This is a genomic window from Arachnia propionica, from assembly GCF_900637725.1.
In the GTDB taxonomy this organism is placed as follows: Bacteria; Actinomycetota; Actinomycetes; order Propionibacteriales; family Propionibacteriaceae; genus Arachnia; species Arachnia propionica.
Map to the genome: position 1 here is coordinate 2,966,140 of NZ_LR134406.1, position 16,858 is coordinate 2,982,997.

General features: G+C 67.6%; 10 protein-coding genes. 4 read left to right on the top strand and 6 right to left on the bottom strand.

The window, feature by feature from the left end:
- Nucleotides 1-69: 69 nt before the first annotated feature.
- The 3 genes from EL272_RS13285 to mptB are packed head-to-tail and all read right to left on the bottom strand — an operon-like array spanning nucleotide 70 to nucleotide 3,411.
- Nucleotides 70-1,002: an ABC transporter permease gene (locus EL272_RS13285; RefSeq protein WP_061787661.1), complete on the bottom strand. Its 933-nt coding sequence runs from the start codon at nucleotides 1,000-1,002 to the stop codon at nucleotides 70-72.
- On the bottom strand, nucleotides 999-1,961 hold the full coding sequence (locus tag EL272_RS13290; protein WP_051015073.1) for an ABC transporter ATP-binding protein: 963 nt from the start codon (nucleotides 1,959-1,961) through the stop codon (nucleotides 999-1,001). Before EL272_RS13290 ends, EL272_RS13285 begins: the two co-directional genes overlap by 4 nt.
- A gap of 58 nt (nucleotides 1,962-2,019) precedes the next feature.
- Nucleotides 2,020-3,411, bottom strand: coding sequence for a polyprenol phosphomannose-dependent alpha 1,6 mannosyltransferase MptB (gene mptB, locus EL272_RS13295; RefSeq protein WP_061787660.1), 1,392 nt, complete (start codon nucleotides 3,409-3,411; stop codon nucleotides 2,020-2,022).
- Between the two features lie 148 nt (nucleotides 3,412-3,559).
- On the opposite strand from mptB, the gene EL272_RS13300 reads away from it, so the two are divergent.
- The 4 genes from EL272_RS13300 to deoC all read left to right on the top strand — a co-directional run bounded on the left by EL272_RS13300 (nucleotide 3,560) and on the right by deoC (nucleotide 7,264).
- The gene (locus EL272_RS13300) at nucleotides 3,560-4,144 is read left to right on the top strand and encodes a DoxX family protein (protein WP_061787659.1); all 585 of its coding nucleotides are present in this window, start codon (nucleotides 3,560-3,562) and stop codon (nucleotides 4,142-4,144) included.
- Between the two features lie 4 nt (nucleotides 4,145-4,148).
- Nucleotides 4,149-4,880 (top strand): response regulator transcription factor, encoded by a 732-nt coding sequence (locus EL272_RS13305; RefSeq protein ID WP_014847735.1) that lies wholly within the window; start codon nucleotides 4,149-4,151, stop codon nucleotides 4,878-4,880.
- Complete coding sequence (locus EL272_RS13310; RefSeq protein ID WP_061787658.1) at nucleotides 4,880-6,286, top strand: sensor histidine kinase; 1,407 nt, start codon at nucleotides 4,880-4,882, stop codon at nucleotides 6,284-6,286. Before EL272_RS13305 ends, EL272_RS13310 begins: the two co-directional genes overlap by 1 nt.
- 321 nt (nucleotides 6,287-6,607) lie before the next feature.
- On the top strand, nucleotides 6,608-7,264 hold the full coding sequence (gene deoC / locus EL272_RS13315; RefSeq protein WP_061787723.1) for a deoxyribose-phosphate aldolase: 657 nt from the start codon (nucleotides 6,608-6,610) through the stop codon (nucleotides 7,262-7,264).
- A 44-nt stretch (nucleotides 7,265-7,308) separates the two neighbouring features.
- On the opposite strand, the gene EL272_RS13320 is transcribed toward deoC, so the two are convergent.
- From EL272_RS13320 to EL272_RS13330, 3 genes are read right to left on the bottom strand one after another with little or no spacing between them, the layout of a single operon-like run.
- Entirely contained in the window at nucleotides 7,309-8,352 is a 1,044-nt protein-coding gene (locus EL272_RS13320) for a Gfo/Idh/MocA family oxidoreductase (RefSeq protein ID WP_061787657.1), read from the bottom strand.
- The gene (locus EL272_RS13325; protein WP_061787656.1) at nucleotides 8,349-9,278 is read right to left on the bottom strand and encodes an SDR family oxidoreductase; all 930 of its coding nucleotides are present in this window, start codon (nucleotides 9,276-9,278) and stop codon (nucleotides 8,349-8,351) included. The genes EL272_RS13320 and EL272_RS13325 overlap by 4 nt, the downstream gene beginning before the upstream one ends.
- Complete coding sequence (locus EL272_RS13330; RefSeq protein WP_126409483.1) at nucleotides 9,275-16,684, bottom strand: non-ribosomal peptide synthetase; 7,410 nt, start codon at nucleotides 16,682-16,684, stop codon at nucleotides 9,275-9,277. Before EL272_RS13330 ends, EL272_RS13325 begins: the two co-directional genes overlap by 4 nt.
- Nucleotides 16,685-16,858: the final 174 nt, after the last annotated feature.

The following is a 16,858-nucleotide window of genomic DNA, read 5'->3' on the forward strand; positions in this document are numbered from 1 at the left end:
CATGGTTTCGACACGGCCACCCCTTCGTCGCAGCCCGGCTCAACCGACTTCGGGGAAGGACCTCGCAGGCTATTTGAGGATGTTGCGGCGCGAGAAGCTGACCGACGCCCAGATCCCGAAGACCACCAGCCAGAAGACCGCGTATCCCAGCGAGTATCCGTAGTCGATGTGCGGGATCGTTTCCTGCCGTACCCCTTCGCCGTTGTAGATGGTGCGGCTCCAATCACCGTTGATGAGGCTGAATGCATTGGTGGTCGGCAGCAACCAGGCGGTCTGGGCGACGTCCTTGGAAAATTCAAGGAACTGGGAGAGCACCAGAACAGCGGAGATCAGCGCCCACGTCTTGGCCGTTGACGCCAAGGCCATCGTCACCAGCGCCGCCAGCATCCCCATCACGGCCCCAGCCAGCAGTGCACGCCCAACCTGCGCACCCAGCAGGGAACTGGCGGTCAGGCCCTCGATTCCGCGCACGTTCAGGTAGAAGAACACCCCCAGGAGCACCATGGCTGCCGCCCAGATGGCCATTAAGCAGACCCCGCAGATCGCCGATGCCAGGGCTTTCGCCCACAGCAGAGGCAGCCTGCGTGGGGTGAAGGTCAGTTGGGTGCCGATGGCGCCGGTGCTGAACTCGGCCCCTACCATCACTGTGATCAGGACCACCACGATGAGCAGACCCATCTGCATCGTCAGTTCGAGGGAAGCGACGACGAATTGTTCGAAGCCCATCTGAGGACGCAGGAACCCCTCCACGGTAATGTTCGTCGGAAGCGCCGTGCAGTCGCTGCTGGAAGAACTCGACCCGCAGATCACTTCCAGGTTTATCTGGGCGTCGTTGGACTGCCGCTGCGCCTCCTCCCATTCGAGCGCGGTGTAAGGCTTGAGCGTCACGGCCATCGAGGCCGAGATCCAGAAACCCAGACCCAGCACGAGCGCTCCCAGCACTGCCATCTTCCGGTTGCTGATCAGTCTGAGAAGCTCAGCACGCAGCAGACCCAACGTCACGCCACGGCCCTCCCCTGCGTGGTGGTGAGGCGTTCGTCCTCGGTCAGTTCCAGGAACACGGATTCGAGGCTGGAGCGTTGCAGGCTGAGGTGCCTCGGCCACAGGTCCGCCTCCCCGAGGACCCGGGCGACGGCGGCAGGATCGAGTCCTTCATCACGGGTGACGCGCAACTGCCCGCCCACCAGCTGGCCGCCGAACCCCGCCTGCCGCAGTGTTTCGAAGGCCGCCGGGACGTCGTCGATCTCCACCGCCACGTACTCGGAACCGTCGTTGAGGAACTCCTCCAGATCCCCCGCCGCGATCACCCGGCCCCGCCCCATGATGGAAACGGAATCGGCGATCTGCTCGATCTCCCCCAACAGGTGGCTGGCGACCAGCACCGTGCGGCCCGCGTCGGCGAGGGCCCGCATGGTGGTGCGGATCTCCTGGATACCCGCGGGGTCCAGACCGTTGGTGGGTTCGTCGAAGATCAGCAGGTCGGGTTCCCTCAGCAGGGTCGCGGCGATCGCGAGTCGTTGTTTCATGCCGAGGGAGCAGGTGCGGAACGCCGCCTTCTCGCGACCCCGCAGCCCGACCTCCAGCAGCACCTCCGTGACGCGGCGGCCCCGCACCCCGGTGGAGATCGCGAGGATCTCCAGGTTGCGCCGAAGGCTCATGTTCGGCGCGAACTTGGGGCTCTCGACAATGGCACCCACCCTGTTGATCACCTCGGGCAGCCCGTAGGGCACCTCGTGGTCGAAGATGCGCATCTCGCCGTCGTCGGGACGGATCAGGCCGAGCAGCATCCGCAGCGTGGTGGTCTTGCCGGAACCGTTGGGGCCGAGCAACCCGTGGACACCACCGAGGGGGACGTCCAGGTCGAGTCCGGAAACGGCCTGGACGCGCCCGAAACGCTTGGCGAGGCCGCGAATCCGCACGGCCCATGCCTTGGGAGTCCGCCTCCAGCGCAGCTCGGTCATGTCCGCGACACTAGCGCCCGGTCGCAAGAACATGCGTCATCCCGGAGTCGCGGCCAGGTCAGACCCCGGTCCGTTCCTCGAAGACGTCCAGATCCTTCGCCTCCAGAAACCGCCACGACAACCAGGTGGCCAGGCACAGCAGTGGGGAGCCGAAGGAAACCTGGGTGGCGGCCGCCATCACGATCACCACAGTCGCTCCCAGCCAGATCCGCTGCCAACGCCGGCCGGGCAGCGCCAGGGCGATGAAGGGCGCCACCCAGGTGAAGTACCAGGGTTGCAGGGCGGGGCCGAGCAGCGCGAAGGCCAGCAGCCCGCCGAGCAGCACCACCCAGGGACGTCCCGGCTCCCCGGGCCGGGGGCCGAACCGCGCCACCAGCCACACCCAGGCCGTCAGCACCGCCAGCCCGGCGACGAAGGTGAGCACCCGCATCACCGGGGTCAGCGACGCCTCCTGCCCGAGGAACCTCATCACCTGGATGACCCACGACAGCGGCGAGTCGCTCATCACGGCCAGGGGGCTGCCCGCGGTGGGGTTGTTCCATCCGAATCCCAAGCCGGAACCCCACGAAACACCCACGAACACAGCCACCGCCACGGCCCCCGCCGCTGCGGCCCGGCCCGCGAGCCGCCACCAGTCCCGGCCCGGCGAGACCGCCCAGGCCAGGGCGACGACACCGAGCCCCGCCGCCGCCCCCGACTGTTTCACGGTCAGGGACAACCCGATCAGGGCCCCACCCAGCAGCAACCCGATCCAGCCGCCGCGCTGCGCCACCAGCACCGCCAGGGCGATCAGGGCCACCAGCACGGCATCGTTGTGCAGGCCCCCGATCCACTGGAGGATCAGCAGCGGGGTGGCGATTCCCGCCCACAGCGCCGTGTTCACGGGAACCCCGACGCGCGGCGCGAGGCGTTTCACCACCCACGCCACCACCAGCAGACAGGCCAGGTGCAGCACCCTGAACAGCAGGAACCCCAGCCACGGCAGGCCACCGCTGGCCCAGAACACGGCCGCGAAGATCAGCAACGACCCCGCCGGGTAGACCGATGTGGTGTTCACCCAGTCCACCCCGACGACGATCCCGGGCAGCTGCGGTTCCCCGAGCGTCATGACGTAGGGATCGTGTCCGCCCAGCACCATCCAGCCCTGCGTCAGGTAGGCGTTCACGTCCAGGCTGAACAGCGGCGGGCAGGCCAGCAACGGCAGCGCCCACAGCACCGTCGCGGCGACGGGATGCGGGAAACGCGGCCCGATCCGCCACCACGCGAACAGCAGGCCCGCGCAGGACAGCAGGGCCAGGGAAGCAAGCAGGTAGTCGGTGATCGTGACGGCGGGCTGCGGCGTCGCCCAGGCGTAAACGACGAGGACCGCACTGGCGAAAAACCCGAAACCCACCCATCCCCAGCCGCCGGCGGGATCGGTGATTCGGGAACGCGGTTCGAGACGAGGCATCGCGGACAACTCTAGGAGATCCCCCCAGCAACGCACCACGAACCATCACCGGGCAACAGGGGAAGTGGGCATTTTACCAGCGCTCACCCGAACCAAACGGCCGGTTTGTGTCATACGATTGGCTAGACGACCAACCGCAGGGAGAACCATGAAGGCCTTCATCCGAGTGCTCAAGGACATCGCCCTGATGCTCACCCGCATCATCATGGGCGTCATCATGGTCACCCACGGCTGGCACCGCTGGCAGAACGAGGGCATCACCGCGGAGGCCAACATCCTGGAGCACGCGGGCATCCCGAACCCGGGACTCATGGTGTGGCTGCTGATCGGTTTCGAGGTGATCGGCGGCATCTTCCTGATCTTCGGGCTGGCCACCCCCGTGATCGGCCTCGGCCTGATGGTCCTGAACATCGGAATCATCCTCACCCTCAGGTCGCACACCTTCTACGTCCACAACTCCGGCTGGGAGTACAACGCCGTGATGACCATCGTCGGCCTGATGCTGATGACCCACGGCGCCGGGCGAATAGGCCTGGACAACCTGTTCCGAACACCCAAGGACATCCAGCCGCAGGCCGAGGAACAGCCGAAACGCCCCGCCCGCTCCCTTCCCGAGGAACCAGCCCACTCCCTGCCGGACGAGTGGGACGACACCCCCGCCCGGGGAACCCAGCTCCCACAGGAGACACACAGCAAGTTCATGGCGAAACCCCACTCGGGACTGTCACAGTAGAAGCATGCCTCCCGCACAGCCCACCCCCCTGACCCGCCCCGACGGCACCGCCCTGCGGGTCCTCACCGTCGATGACGAACCCAGCCTGACCGAACTGCTGGCCATGGCCATGCGCTACGAGGGCTGGGAGGTGACCACCGCCGCCACCGGAACCGACGCCGTCCACGCGGCCCGCGCCGTAAAACCCGACGCCATCGTGCTCGACATGATGCTGCCGGACTTCGACGGCCTGGAGGTGATGCGCCGCATCCGCACCGAACAACCCGACGTGCCCGTGATCTTCCTGACCGCCAAGGACGGTGTGGCCGACCGCATCACCGGGCTAACCGCCGGCGGCGACGACTACGTGACCAAACCGTTCTCCCTGGAGGAGGTCATCGCGCGGCTGCGCGGGCTGCTGCGCCGCTCCGGTGCGACGACGGTGCAACCGGACACCCAGCTCGTCGTTGGCGACCTGATCCTCGACGAGGACTCCCACGAGGTCACCCGCGCCGGCGAGAACATCAACCTCACCGCCACCGAGTTCGAGCTGCTGCGCTACCTGATGCGCAACCCCAAACGGGTGCTCAGCAAAGCCCAGATCCTCGATCGGGTGTGGAACTACGACTTCGGCGGCCAGGCCAACGTCGTCGAGCTCTACATCTCCTACCTGCGCAAGAAGATCGACGCGGGCCGCTCCCCGATGATCCACACCATGCGCGGGGCCGGGTACGTGCTGCGACCCGCGAACTCCTGATGCGCCCGGCCAGTCTCTCCGCCCAGCTGCGGCGGCGCGTCACGGCCGTGGTGGCGGTGCTGGCGCTGCTGATCTCGGCGGGCACCATCGTCGCGGCGGGCGTCATCATGTACGAGCAGCTCGACAAACAGGTGGACAACGCCAAAGCCCTCCAGACACGCGAAACCGGCCAGCAGAACGGCCGTCCGAAAGGCATCCTGGCGCCCGGCACACCACCCGGCACCGTCGTCGTGCTGCGAAACTCGAGCGGCGTCAGCGTCGCTTCGAAGATCGGGCACGGCGAATACGACAACGTCTCCGCGGAAGCCATCGACGCCCTGTTGAAGGTCAACACGGACGGCCAGAAACACACCGTAGACATCCCCGATCTGGGCCAGTACCGGGCGGTCGCGCAGTACAACCGCGACAGCGAACTTATGGTGTTGGCCCTGCCGCTGGAGACCGTCAACACCACCATCGTGCGCCTGAGCCTGCTCGCCGTCGCCCTGGGTGTGGCGGCCGTGGTGGTGGCGGCGTTCGCAACCCGCGCCGTCGCCAACGCCGCGACGAAACCGCTGCGGTCGTTGTCGGCTACGGCATCGACGGTCTCGCAGCTGGACCTGGACCGCGGTGAGGTAGACGTGCCCGCCGTTCCCGACCCGGCCCTGCCCCCCGAACACGAGGTGGCGCAGCTGACCGGCGCCTTCAACCGGATGCTCGGCAACGTGCAGGGAGCCCTCAAGGCCAGGCAGGCCTCCGAGACCAAGCTGCGGCGTTTCGTCGCCGACGCCTCCCACGAGTTGCGCAATCCCCTGGCCGCCATCCGCGGCTACTCGGAGCTGGCGGCCCGCGGCGACGGCGCGGACTCGGCGTTCGCGCTGGGCCGGATCGACTCGGAGTCGCAGCGCATGACGAAACTCGTCGAGGATCTTCTCCTGCTGGCCCGGCTCGACGCCGATGCCCCCGTCGAGATGCAACCCGTCGACATCGTCGCGGTGGTGCTCAACGCCGTCAGCGACGCGCGCGCCGCCGGACCCGATCACATCTGGCGCCTGGAACTTCCCGAGGAGGGTTTCGAGGTGCGGGCCAACGCCGACCGCCTCCACCAGGTGATCGTCAACCTGCTGTCCAACGCCCGCAACCACACCCCCGCTGGCACCACCGTCACCACCGTCGCCGGCATCAAGGACGGCCAGGCGTGCCTGATGGTCGTCGACGACGGCCCCGGCATCGCGCCCGACGTGCTGCCCCGGATCTTCGAGCGCTTCACCCGGGCCGACGCGTCGCGCCGCCACAACGAGGCGAAGTCGACGGGACTGGGCCTGTCGATCGTGCAGGCGGTGGTCGCGAGCTTCGGTGGCCGGGTGGAGGTGGACTCCCGCCCGGGTCGAACGTGCTTCACGATCTGGCTGCCCCTGGCCCCCTGACCCGGGAAACACCCACCTGGAACGCTTGCCCTCCCGTCGAACGCTTGCCCTCCCGACGGAAACGCTTGCCTTCCCGTCAAACGCCAGCGCTACAGCGCAAGCACACGACCACAAGGCAAGCGAACCCGGTAGAACCCCCACCACCCCCGCCAAACGCCAACCCACCTGCCGAACGCCAGCCCACCTGCCGAACGCCTGCCTTTCCGTCAAACGCCAGCGCTACAGCGCAAGCACACGACCACAAGGCAAGCGTTTCCGCCGGGCGGGGTGGCGGACGCGGGGCTGTCCGGCGATTCGGCCGCGACCGGCTACCCTCGACGCATGGAGATTTCCCGGGACGCGCTGGCGCGCATGATCGACCACACCCTCCTGCGAACCGACGCCACCCCGGCGCAGGTCTCCGCGCTGGTCGCGGAGGCCAGGGAACTGGGCGTCTTCTCGGTGTGCGTCTCGCCGTCGATGCTGCCGCTGACCGACGACCTCGTCTCGTTGAAGGTGGCGACGGTGTGCGGTTTCCCGTCCGGCAACCACACCCCGGTGACGAAGGCCGCCGAGGCGGCGGAGTCGTCGCGGCTGGGCGCCGACGAGATCGACATGGTCATCAACATCGGCTACCTGAAGGCCGGTGAAGCACACCGGGTGGTCGAGGAGATCACCGCCGTCCGCGAAGCCACCACCGGGCTGCTGAAAGTCATCATCGAATCCGCCGCCCTGACCGACGAGGAGATCGTCACCGCCTGTCAGGCCGCTGAGGAGGCGGGCGCCGACTTCGTGAAGACCTCGACGGGTTTCCACCCGGCGGGTGGCGCCAGCACCCACGCCGTCGCGCTGATGGCGGCGACCGTCGATGGCCGCCTCGGGGTCAAGGCCTCCGGTGGCATCCGCGACTGGGCCACCGCCCAGGAGATGGTCGCCGCGGGGGCCACCCGCCTGGGGTTGTCCGCCAGCCGCGCCATCCTGGAGGGCGCCCCGGCCTGACCTGTCAAGATGGCAGCAGGCGACGACCAGCGCTTTCCCGAGTATCAATCATCTCCGAGGGCAGCGAACCAAGCCGCATCCACAGGGGAAACATTCCCATTGACGGTCTCGGGTAGGCCGATCTCCCGGGACAGCAGGGTCCACCACGTGGCGTCTGCAACGGCTTGGCCCACGTGATGCCGGTTCACGCCACCGGCCGCACCGTCAGCGGCGCATGCCCTGATGTCCTCGGCTACCGCCCGGCACCAGTCAACACGAATCCATTCCGCGAACACCCTCGGTTCGTGGGGACACAGCAATTCACCACGCGGCACATCACACGCCTCGGCCGTGGGCATACCGAGAACGTCACGATTTCCCATGCTCACTCGCGGCACCCAGGTCAACGGTCCGGCGGCATCGCCAAGAACCAAACCACCGGCGTCGGTGATCACCTCGGCGCTGACCAACCCCAGCCCACCGTTGTCCCGATCAGCGGGGTCGTGCTCGTTGTGGACCTGCAAACAAAAGCCGACCCCGCCGGTACTGCCCAGACATGTGGTGATGCCGTTGCACGACTGCCTGGCCTCCACTCTCGGAGCCGCCTGCCCGCACAACCTCCTCAGCACGGCCGCCCCCACCAACAAGGTTTGGGTTGAGGTCAGCACACGAACCTGCTTGACCCGGTGCGTGAGACGGAGTCGCTCCATCACCCTCAGGCAGCGCGCCACGGGCGGCAGGTTGAGATACAGATTACCGACCCGGAACGCAACCCCCGCACGCATCGCTTGGCCCGCCAACTGTTTGATCTCGTCGGCGCGGATCGGCTGCTCGACCAGCACGTTCCAGCCCTGGGACAAGAGCTCCAGGGCCAGCGGGACCGCGTTGCCGCCCAAGGCAGTGGACCGCAGGACCACCGAGGCCACGGCCCCGGGACCCGGGGCAGGGAAGGGCCGGGAGTGCGCTACGACACCGTGTCCGGCAGCCAGCGCCAGCGTCCTGGAGCTGCCGGATCCCAGCAGCCCGAGCAGTTCCATCCCGTCGGTGTTCTTCACGGCATACGCGTGGACCGCCCCGAAGGTGGATCCGGCCACCAACACCCCGATCACAATTCCCCCTCTTCGTCCGGGGCGCGGGTGATGACGCCCCCCGCTGTTTCAATGACCTGCCCGACGGCGGTTCCGGTGCGCAGCAGCAGGTCCAAGGCAGTCAGTTGCTGGGGCAGCGCCGTCATCCCTGCGGTTCCCAAACCGCCCAAGACCTTCACACAGCTGACCGCCATGGCAGCGCACAGCGTTGTCATCGATGCGACCCGAACACCGACTTCATCAATGCCGTCCGTGGCGTGGGCAAGAACCTCGCATCCGGGAACCACCCCGTTTCCGGCGGCCGCCGAGAGCACCGAAGCGGCCTGATCGGGGTCCATGCCGACGGCGGAGAACAGAGCGTCGCGAAATCTGCGTCCGGCCCAGGCACTCCACCACTCGACGGGGTGGGCAAATCGTCCGTCGATCAATGCGGTGTCGGTATCTGCGTAACCGACCAGGTCGACCTCGGCGTCGAGCAACGGCATCCGGACGTCGCGCCGGATTACGGCACCCGGTCCACGGCGGGCTCCCTGAAGCATGTCCCGAGCCGCCGAACGCGACAGGGGGGCCGAGATCATCGTGCGGGAAACCACCTTCCGATCACGCCGGGGAAGCAACAGCGGAACCCCGGTCAACACACCCGGCAGGGCACCCGCGCAGCTGACGTGCAGGGCCTGACCGGCGATCGCCACGTGTCCGGTGCTGACCACCGGAACGTGTTCCAGGGCTCTTGTGACGACCGGGTTGCACACCCAGGACGGGGTGGCATCAACGACGACGTCGGCCCAGGCGATGAGCCGAGTCGCACCGGTTCGGTCGCTGATGTCGAAATGAGGGGCTCCTGCACCGGTCCGCAGGCCGCGCCGCACATCGACTCCGTCGGACAACAGCTCCTCGACGACCTTGCCACCGATTTCACCCGACGAACCCAGGACTGCGATTTTCACAGCTCGCCCTCCTCGACGTCATCCACTCCCTCCGGGCATCCAGCGGCCGTCAGGGCCGCCGCGATTCCGGCGACCGACGGGGTCTCCAGGATCTTCCTCAGCGAGAGCCGCACCCCGACGCGCAACTCCAGTTCACCGACCAGCCGGGCCGCCGACAGCGAGTCACCGCCATGGTCGAACAGCGAGTCCTCGCGACAGATCTTCGTGGCACCCAGCAGGTCACGCCAGCAGGACGCAACCAGTTCCTCGAGACCGGGCAGCGGAGGTTGCCCAACGGTGTCCGGTTCGTTCCGCCCCGTGGGGAGGGCGGCCATGGCGGTGCCCCGGTCGACCTTTCCGTTACGGGTGGTCGGTAGGTTGTCGATGATCTCGCAGACTCGCGGAACCAGGGGACCGGGAAGTCGTTCGGACAGCTGGTACCGGATCCGGGCGGCGTCGAGGTCCGCGACGCCTTCCGGGCGGTGCAGGACGAAACCCCGTACCGGCGTGTCGGAGACCATCACGTGTTCGACGAGTTCCAGGCCGACGAGCGCAGCCAGGTCAGCCCATTCGGCCACCGTGTGGCAGTTTCCCCTGGCGGGGTCGGAGAGCCGGGCCGGGTCGTGGCCAAATCCGTCGGAAAGGATCACCGCCGAGAGCATGGCCTCGGGCGCCAGTGATTCGATTTCCACCGCGATCAGCAGGCCACCGGGCGCCAGAGCCGCGCGGGCGCGTCGCAACGCACGTGCCGGGTCGGGGAAGGTGTGCATGCTGAGCGGGGCGAGCACCAGGTCGAATCCGCCCCCGACCCAGCAGGGAACCTCGCCGGTCGGTATCAGGGCATCCCCGGTCAGCTCTGCGCCGAGTGCTTCCGCGAGCCGGGCCGCGACGGCGGTGGAGGTCCACCATCCGACGCGTGCGGCAGGGATGGTTCTGGCGCGTTCGAGCAACCACGCGACGGCGGCAGCGGAGTCGGGCTGGTCGAAGATCTGCCTGGCAACATCGGTGGCCGGGTTCTCCACTAGGTCGGCCACCGGACGGTGCCGGTTCAGGATTCCGGTCAGCAGATCGACGACAGCGACGTCAGGGCCGGAGGGTGCCGCGGCCACGGGATTCCGTGCCAGCCAGGCCCGCCAGAGTTCGACGACCTGCGTCGCGGCGGGGTCGCGAACGCCCGCTATGACCTCGGTGAGGATACCTGCGATTCTTTTCAGCCTCTGCTCCTGGCTGGGTCCGTGGCCGGGGGCCGTGACCTCGCCCGGGACCGGGAGCGGCCCGGGCTGGATCGGCGCATGGTGCAGGGTCGCGGCCAGGGCCAGGACGGCCCCGTCGCTGCCCTGCACGACACCGGCGGCGGCACGGTCCACCCCGGCCAGGGCCTCCGCATTGACCTCGATCTCCCCGGTGGTGATCCGGTGGCCGCGGACCTTGATCTGATCGTCGCTGCGCCCGAGGATCTCCAGCAAACCGCCGGGCCTGAAACGTCCAAGATCTCCGGTGCGGTAGAGCCGGCGCCCGTCGTCGGTGGTGAAGAAACCGCCCTGGTCCTCACCGATGTATCCCTCGGCAACACCACAGCCGGAGATGGTGAGTTCACCGATCACCCAGTCCGGGCAGGAGACCCCGGCGGGTGTGAGCACGTCGAACGCCTGCCCCGCCAGCGGGTAACCGTAGGGCACCCCTGCCCAGCCCGGAACCTGATCCCGCCACTCGCTCGCGCTGGCCGGTTCGAACCAGTTGGACCAGATAGCCGCCTCGGTCGCGCCCCCCATCGCCACCAGAGTGGCCCGCGGGGCCGCGTCTCTGAGGCGCTGGTCGAGGTTCAGCGGGACACGATCGCCGGAGACGATCACCGAGCGCAGGGAATCAAGCTCACCCAGGGTGGCCGAGACCAGCAGCATCTCCAGCAGGGTGGGAACGGTGTTCCAGTAGTTGAGCTGGTGTTCAGCGATCATCGCCGCCCAATGCTGGGCATCGCGGCGGTGTTCGTCATCGACGAGGACCAGCAGCCCTCCCGACCCCAAGGTCCCGAACAGGTCGAAAACGGAGAGGTCGAAGTCGATAGCCGAAACCCCTATGCCGCGCCAACCACCTTCAGGGCTCCAGCGGTCGATGACGGCGTCGATGGTTGCCGCCGCCTGGGCGTGCGACAGCATGACACCCTTCGGTTCACCCGTGGAGCCGGAGGTGAAGATCGTGTAGGCGATGTCCGTCGGGACCGCCGGTCCGTCATCGACACCGGTTTGCGGGGGGTTGTCCCCGGGGTTCCATGTGCTGGCCCAGGCGTCGTCGAGGACCAGTCGCAGGCCGGTTTGGTTCCTGATCGAGGCGATGCGCCCCTCCGGGTGGTCGACACCAACCGGGACGTAGCTGCCGCCGGCGAGCAACACCCCGAGGATCGCTACCACCCGCTGGGCCGGATCACTCAGCGAGACCATGACCTGCTCCCGCAGCTCCATGTTCCGGGTGCGCAGCCAAGAGGCGACGCGCAGAGCCCCATCGAGGAGCCGTCCCCGCGTCCATTCGCTGCCGTCGGCGCCGATCATCGCGATGGCGTCGGGCTGGGCCGTGGCCAGCTCGACGAAGGGGGCGTGCAGGGTGCGCGGGGTCCCCACCCGAGGCCTCAGGTGACTCGCACGAGCGGCACGTTCGGTCTCCGTGACCCCGGGAACCGGGGTTTGGTTCCAGTCACCGGTGGCCGCGAAGTCGAGCAGGCGCCGCTGATGGGTGATCGCCGAGGCGATGAATCCGGGTGGGAACAGGCCCTTCACGTGGTCCCAGTTGATCCGCACCCCGCCGTGGCCGTCGTCGCTGACCTGGTGGTCGAGCCAGACCTGACCGGTCGCTGACATCCCACCCGTGCATTCACGGAACAGACCGCCGTCCCCGCCGAAACTCTGCTCGACGCCGAGGGCCGAGGTGAAGACCACCGGGAAACCGGTTTCGCCACCGGCGTCCCGGGCCAGCCGCGAGATCGCCGCCATGCCCAGCCCGACATGTTCGAGATCCTCCGCGAGGTTCTCCGAGACCCGCCTGACGCGGGTTGCCCACGGCTCGGTCTCGGCGACGCGATACCCGGAAACCAGCAGCGATGTGAAATCCCCCATCACCTGTTCGATGTCGGGGTGGACGGCCGGGCGGTCGAAGACCGTGACGGTCACCGAAACGCCGTCCTGCCCACTGAAGATCCGCAAGGTCTCACAGAAGCTCGCCAACACCAGCGCGGAGGGAGTCACCTGATGGTTCCGGCAGGCCCTGGTTATGGCAGACCAGGTGGATGCGTCGATCTCGATGAACTCGCGTTCGAAGACCGGCACCCCGATCTCCTCGGGTTCACGGGCCAGCGGCAAGGCGGGGGAAGCGGGCAGTTCCTCTACCCTGCCGGCCCAGTGCCGCCGGGCGGCGCTCAGCTCGGCGGCTCGGCCTGCGGCATCGCTCAGGTGTCCGGTGACGTAGTCGCGGAAGTCGATCTCCGGTGGATGTGGCAGTTGCTCACCGGCGTGGATCGTGTCGATTTCGCGCTGGAGGTTGAGCACCGACGCGGCGTCGAGGATCAGCGAGTTGGTGGCGACGCAGACACGAGTCGCCCCGTCGAGATCGAGCACCCGGATGTCGAACGGAGGCCAGCTGCTGGGCTCGAATCGACGGGCGGCCAGTTCGGCCCTCATCCGCTCAGCGGCCTGACCGCCGGCACGGATCACCCGGTACGAAGGTACCTGAGGCAACACCCGCTGGCGTTCGTCCTCGACGATGGCGCGCAGCATCGGGTGCCGCGCGACGACGGCGTCGACGGCCGCACCGAGCCGGTTCTCATCAACCGATTCGACTCGGTACTCGCGGTAGAAGATGCAGTCCACACCCCCCAGGACCAGCCCGGGGTCCCGGCCCACCAGGTAGGCCCGCTGCACCTCGGTCAGGTCGAAGGGCTCCAACGCGTTTTCGTCGTCGTGGGTCAGCGCGGGACCGGTGGCCACGGGTTCGGTGGGTGGCGTGCAACCGGCTGCGAAATCAGCGAGCCGCGGGTTGGTGAAAACCGTCGCCAGGCTCGCCTGCCAGCCTGCTCGACGCATCCTCGAGATCACGCGCGACGCGATCAGCGAATCCCCACCGAGCAGGAAGAAGTCATCGTTCCCGCCGCGCACCGGGACCCCGAGCTGTTCCTGCCAGAAGTCCGCGACCTGCCGGGCGACGGGATCGAGGTCACCCGTTTGGGTTCCGGAGGTCTCGTCGTCGGTCTGGTGCGCTGCCAGCAGGAGACTCAGCAGGGCCTTGCGGTCCACCTTGCCGTTTCTGGTCAGCGGAAATTCGTCCAGGAGGCTCAGGAAGGAGCAGGGCCACGGAATCCGATCCGCCTGCCAGGCGATCAGTTCGTCGATGCCCGGATCGGCGCCGGGCACGGGGACGACCGCGCCGTACATGGCCCTGTCCATGCCCTCCGATGCGACCACGACGGCCTTGGCCACCTCTGGATGGGATGCGATGGCGTGTTCGACGTCGGTCAGTTCGATCCGGTGCCCGTGGATCTTCACCTGGGTGTCCAACCGGCCCAGGAACTCGATCTCACCGTTCGGCAACCAGCGTCCACGGTCACCGGTCAGATAGATCCGGCGCCCCCTCGGGTCGGTGATGAATTTCCTCGCGGTCAGTTCGGGATCGTTCTCGTATCCTCTCGCCAGGGCATCACCGGCGATGACGATGTCGCCCGCCACCAGGTCGGGGCAGGGGTTCAGATGGGTGTCTACGACGTCCATGTCCTGGCCCGACAGGGCGATGCCGTAAGGAATGGAGGCACCGTCCTCGTCGCCGGGGGCCAGCACATGGCAGTTCGACCAGATCCCGGCCTCGGTGGCGCCGCCGCCCGCGACGACGGTCATTCGCGGGTTGTGCTCCCACAGCCGCACCCCGAGGTCGACGGGAACCCAGTCACCGGAGACCAGGACGAAACGCAGGCCGGCGAGTTCGCCCGGTCCGCAGGTGTCGAGAAGCATCGACGCCTGTGCCGGCGCCGAGTTCCACAGGTTCACCCCGTGCCTGATGACCAGCTCGACCCACACACCCGGGTCGGCGTATGTGGCGGGTGGCGGGATGACCAGGGATCCGCCGCGACCCATCACCCCGAACAGGTCGAAAACCGACAGGTCGAAACCCAGCGAGGAAACCATCAGGCCACGGTCTCCGGCCCCTGTCCCCCACCTCGCCGCGACATCATCGATGGTGGTCATGGCGCCTCGGTGGGTCATCACGACGCCCTTCGGTTCCCCGGTGGACCCGGAGGTGAAGATGACGTAGGCGTCGCAATCGGGGTCGTCTGCAATGCTCTCGGGCTTCCAGTCCTGCTCTACGGGAACGTCGGCGAGATCCACCAGACGTTCCGGACCACACCAGCCGCCATCACCGGCAGAACCATTCCTGCAGATCACCCAGCGGGCACCACAGACGTTCACGACCACGCCACGGCGGGCCTCGGGGTGGTTGACGTCGACCGGGACGTAACAACCACCTGCCGCAAGCACCCCGACGCAGGCGATGACCTGCTCGACCCCACGGTGGCAGCACACCACGACGCGCTCTCCCGGTCCGATGCCCTTCGTGCGGAGCCAGTCGGCCAGCCCCGCGGCCGCGGAGGCGATCTCACCGAACGTGTGTTCACCGGTGGCATCGATCACCGCGACACGATCAGGGTCGGTGGAAGCCGTCGCGAAGAAACCGGTGTGCAGGCAGCCCAGTTCGGCACCACGTCCTTGCGCGGGAAGAGAACCCAGTTTCCTGGCGGTGGCCAGCCAGGCCTCCCTGCGCGCCGCGCGCACCTTCAGCTGAGTCTCGGGGACCCTGACGGGACCGGCACTCGCTCCACCTTCCGCAACAGCACCCAAGGACTCGACGAAGGACGTGAACATCGCATCGACCACGGTGTCGTCAACGACACCCTCGCGGACATCCCAGTTGACACAGAGCCGTCCGCCGAGAACCGAGATCTGGCAGTCGACGAGGACCGTCGGCCCCTGGGAGACAACCCACGAGGGTGGGCCGAAGATCTCGATGAAGTCCGCGGAGAACAGCTCGCCGATCCCCAGGGCGGAGGTGAACACGACCGGAGCGGTGCGACGCTCCGGTGTGCCACGGTTCAGGTCGCGAAGCACCTCGACGCCGGAGTAGCGGGAATGGGCCAGTGCCTCCGCGACCCGTTCGGAGTTGTCCCGTACCTTCTCGGACAGGCCCGCTGCACCACCCGTGGACAGGTTCACCAGCAGCGATCCGGTGAAGTCACCGACCAGGCGGGGAACATCAGGGTGCAGGTCGGCGCGACGGAAAACCGGCATGTTCACCACAAAATCCTTGGTGGTGGACCATGCTCCCAGGGTTTCACCGAAGACGGTCAGCACCAGCACCGTCGGGGTGACCCCCAGCGAGGCAGCCACCTCCTGCAGGTCGCGCCACTGCTCGGGAGTGAACTGGTGGGCCAGGCGTCGCGAATGGACGTGTCCGTCCTGCCGGCCCGGGGGAAACTCGGGTGCCGGGTTGACCGAGTCGAGGCGGGACGCCCACCAGGCGCGGTCGGCCTCGTGCGAGGCATCCGGTTCGGCGGTGACCGTGACGTACTGGGCGTAGCTGATGCCGGGCTCATGCCATGGGGCCTCCGGGTCCCGGTAGTTCGCGGCCAGCTGTTCGAGGGCCATCTTGAAGCTCATCGCGTCGGCGACACCCATGTAGAGCTTGACGAAGGTGCGGCTACGGGCCCCCGGCAGCAGGGCCAGCCCTATCTCGAAGACCTCGCCCCGTTCAGGGCGCATGTTCGACTGGGCGCGTTCCTCACGGATCTCCAGCAATCTCTCCTCGACGGCCGCAGCGTCGAGTTCACGCAGATCCTCGACCGGAAGGCGCCACTGCCCCAGGTCGCGCACGTACTGGGTACCCTCGGCGGTAACCACCGCACGCAGCATCGGGTTGCGTTCGTAGAGCAGCCGACAGGCCCGCTCCATGCGTTCGACGTCCACCGGGCCCCCGTCGAACTCGTGGTAGAAGTGGGCGACGATCGGTGTCGCCCCCTCGTCGAGATGCTGCCCGGCCCAGTATGCCTGGGACATCACGGAAAGCCCGAAGGGTCGGCCTGGATCCACGTCAGGTAGTTCCACCGGTTTCGTCGCTTGCGGGCCTTGCCGGTCCTCGGCGCTGCTCTCCAACAGGTCACCCAACGAACCGATGGTTCGGGTGGAGACGGCGTCGGTGAAGGGGATGCGAATCCCGGTGCGTGCCAGGTGCCACTCGAGCACCGCCATGAGGGAGATCGAATCCACGCCGAGCATCGTCAGTTCGTCGTCCCACTCGATCTCGTCGGGATCGGCATCGAGCCGTTCGGCCAGCATCGCCCGTACCGCTTCACGAATCGTGGCCCCTACAGCATCCGACTTCACAGCACCACCGCTCACTATCTTTCCTCGTCGCAAGCCCTACCAGCTCATCCTCGTGATGGTCCACGATGCACCTCGGACACGGGATTCTGGCCCAGCTCCGGAAGCATACAAGTTTTAGGTTAGGCTCGCCTAATGCTCAGGGGTGGTGCCCCGCCTCGGCGAAACCAATGCCATCAAAGGAGTTCCAGA

Bases quoted from the DNA above. Each gene is read 5' to 3' on its own strand.
- deoC (WP_061787723.1), top strand. From the start codon at position 6,608: ATGGAGATTTCCCGGGACGCGCTGGCGCGCATGATCGACCACACCCTC.
- mptB (WP_061787660.1), bottom strand. From the start codon at position 3,411: ATGCCTCGTCTCGAACCGCGTTCCCGAATCACCGATCCCGCCGGCGGC.
- EL272_RS13310 (WP_061787658.1), top strand. From the start codon at position 4,880: ATGCGCCCGGCCAGTCTCTCCGCCCAGCTGCGGCGGCGCGTCACGGCC.
- EL272_RS13290 (WP_051015073.1), bottom strand. From the start codon at position 1,961: ATGACCGAGCTGCGCTGGAGGCGGACTCCCAAGGCATGGGCCGTGCGG.
- EL272_RS13300 (WP_061787659.1), top strand. From the start codon at position 3,560: ATGAAGGCCTTCATCCGAGTGCTCAAGGACATCGCCCTGATGCTCACC.
- EL272_RS13305 (WP_014847735.1), top strand. From the start codon at position 4,149: ATGCCTCCCGCACAGCCCACCCCCCTGACCCGCCCCGACGGCACCGCC.